3 protein-coding genes are annotated in these 2,980 nt (G+C 68.6%); all 3 read left to right on the forward strand.

All coding sequences use genetic code 11. The features are described from left to right. A partial coding sequence (locus tag VGR06_RS13615; RefSeq protein ID WP_327559416.1) for a hypothetical protein occupies nt 1–266 on the forward strand: 266 nt, incomplete at its 5' end. Nucleotides 267–553: 287 nt separating this feature from the next. Continuing rightward, nucleotides 554–2,146 carry a hypothetical protein gene (locus tag VGR06_RS13620; RefSeq protein ID WP_327559417.1) on the forward strand — a complete coding sequence of 531 codons (1,593 nt, stop codon included), beginning with the start codon at nt 554–556 and terminating at the stop codon, nt 2,144–2,146. A gap of 524 nt (nt 2,147–2,670) precedes the next feature. Beyond that, nucleotides 2,671–2,980: hypothetical protein (locus tag VGR06_RS13625; RefSeq protein ID WP_327559418.1), on the forward strand; the 310-nt coding region annotated here is incomplete at its 3' end.

Below are 2,980 nucleotides of genomic sequence, written 5' to 3' on the forward strand. Positions count from 1 at the left end.
GACTTTCCGCGGGGTTGCAGGATCGGGGGCTCTGCCTGCTGGGTCCGGCAGGGCCTCCATTCGCTCATGGGACGCTTTTCCTTGCCAGCTTGCCGCCACAGATGGCGTGGGAGCCACTGACGGCACTCGCGTCAGCGACGGCGCTGGAGCATGAGAACCGGAGTGTTGTCGTGACGGGCAAGAAGTTAGAGATGTGGCCGGCGTCGGTCATTGAGTCGGTGTGCGAAGTGCTCGGCGATACCGATCACGGGCTCCTCCTCCCGTGACTGGTGCGTTCGCGCGGATGTGCCCGCGCCACTTTGACCGGTGGACCGGTGAAGCTTGCGGTGATGGTGGGGGCCGTATCCTGAGAAGCACCTTCGAGTTGATGGTGTACTAATGAGGCCAGCCTCGGACCGCCGAGTCGGTGGCGTGCGTTGATTTGATCAGTTGCTGTGGCAGCGTGGCTGAGCAGCGGTCCGACGCTGCCCTCAGATGGTCGCGGCTTCGCCGCGAGTTGTGGCTGTCGGGGTGGTCGGGCGCTGCGGGAGACTGTTCGCCGGAGGTGGCGGCGATGGCGCAGCGACCGGTGACGGTGAACGACATCCTGGATGGGCATGTGACGCTCGACCTGGAGTGCCTGGATCGCGTCTACCTAAACGGCTACGTGCCGAACCTGCAGGTGGGCGGGCAGGTGAACTTCCTGACCCACCGCGGTTTTCCGATCCCGTCGCCGGCGCTGCTGGAGAAGAACGGCATCCGGTTCCGGCGGGACGTGGAGCGCTTCGCCGAGACGAACGGGATCCCGTGGGTGCGCTTCGGCAAGCGCGACCGCAAGCTGGCGGTGATGCGCCCGCATCTGGACCGGCTGGCTCGGGCGGGGCGCACCGGGGTGGCCGCGATCGGGGTGGCGCAGGAGTTCCAGCGGGTGTTCACCGCAACCACCCACCGGCCGGAGGGCGGGGGTGCCCCGCACTTCGGCTACGCCAAGGCCGACCGGAAGGTCACCGCCTACTACTTTTATGTCGTCGATGAGGCGTTCGGGCCGGCGTTCGTCAAAATCTGTGCGTACTTCCCGTACCCGATCAAGATCTGGCTCAATGGACATGAGCACGCCAAGCGCGCCGCGACCCGCGCCGGGATCGGGTTCACCGCACTGGCGAACGGGTTCGCCGCCACCGACGACCCGGCCGGCCTGCAGGAGATCTGCCGGACTCTTCGGCCGGGCACGATCCGGGTGTTCTGCGAACGCTGGTGGTCCCGGCTGCCGCTGCCGCTCACCCCGGCGGACCGGGCCGCCGGGTACTGGTGGGACATCTCGATGCGCCAGGTGGAGGTGTCGCGCACCCTGGTGTTCGACGCGCCGCGGCACACCCGGGCGTTCTTCGAGGCGCTGCTGGTGGACAACCTCGACGTGGGCCGGCCGGAGGAGATGCAGATCGTGTTCGGCCGGCGGGTGCGCACCGACCCGCCCGGCGGGTACCGGACCCGGCTGCTGCGCTCAGGCGACCAGGTGACCCTCAACGCCTTCTTCCGGCACTCCCGGGTCAAGTGCTACCTGAAGGAGGGCCGGGCGTTCCGCATCGAGACGGTGGTCAACGACCCCGGCGACCTCGGGGTGGCCCGCCGCCTGGAACACCTGGACGAACTGTTCGCCCGGGGGCGTGACGTGAACCGCCGGATGGTCGACACTTTCCGTGTCGGCCAGGGTTGTGTCCTTGCGAGCCCAGCCTTCGAGCGGGTCGCGCGGCCAACCGTCGAGGACGGTCGGAGGGCCCCAGCCCTGCGGTTCGGCGACCCTCGGGTCATGGCCCTGGCCGGCGCCCTGTGCGCCTGCATTCACGCCGTCGGCGGCTTCACCAACCGGAGCCTGCGCGCCCACGTCGCCGCCCTGCTCGGCACCGACTACACGCAAGCCCAGATGAGTTACGACCTGCGCCGCCTGCGCATGAAAGGGCTGATCCGCCGGCTGGACCACGCCAACACGTACGTGCTCACCCCCGACGGGCAGCGGGTCACGGTGTTCTACGTCAAGGTCCACGACCGGCTGCTCCGCCCCCTCATTGCGGCCAACTCCCCACCCGCCCCGCTGCCGCTGCGCCAGGCACTGCGAGTGGTCGAACGTCACGTCGAGGACTACATCGCCGAGGCCCGTATGGCTGCCTGAGGACTTGGCTCAAGTGTCAATGCCCTAGCGACCAAGGGCCGCTAGTCCTGGTGGTTCACCCGGGAGGTGTCGCGGTCGCGAGCCGAGTGGGAAAGGTGACCGCGGGGGGGTCTCGACGGCCATGGTAAGAAACGTCACGAAGTGCACCCGGGCTACAGATCACGCGGTGCACACGAGGCAAGATCTCGCCGGGGTCCTCGCCGAGTGCGCGTGCCGCTCGCTGGCTTCGTCGCTGGTGGTCGTAGCCGAGCCGGGCGAGTGGCCGGTCACCACTGACAACAGCGGTGAGTTGTGCCCGCGGACAAAACACGGGATGACCTGCAGAAACGCAGGTCATCGGGATGTGGGCAGGGGCGGGTCGAACCGCCGACCTGCCGCCTTTCAGGCTGCCAGCGTCACAACCAATCGCCAACTTTGGCCGGTTTGCGGCTTTCGCCCTAGACGCGGCGGTGCGGCCGCCGTAGCCTCGGCGGCGGGGTTCGAAGCATCCAGGTGGTTCGAGGAGCCCCCAAAGGGAGGCAGCGATGTTCATCCAGGTCATCCAGGGCCAGGTGTCCGACGCAGGCGAGCTGCGCGCGGCACTCGACCGCTGGGTCGAAGGCCTGGCGCCAGGGGCGTCCGGCTGGCTCGGGTCGACCGCCGGCGTGACCGACGACGGCAGGTTCGTCGCGCTGGTGCGCTTCGAGTCGGAGGAGGCGGCGCGGCGCAACAGCGATCGGCCCAGCCAAGACCAGTGGTGGACGGAAACCTCGAAGCTGTTCAGCGGAGACGCCACCTTCCACGACTGCCGCGACGCTGAGCGGTTCCTGCGGGGCGGGTCCGACGATGCCGGGT

Source organism: Actinophytocola sp. (assembly GCF_036002505.1).
GTDB lineage: Bacteria > Actinomycetota > Actinomycetes > Mycobacteriales > Pseudonocardiaceae > DASYTH01.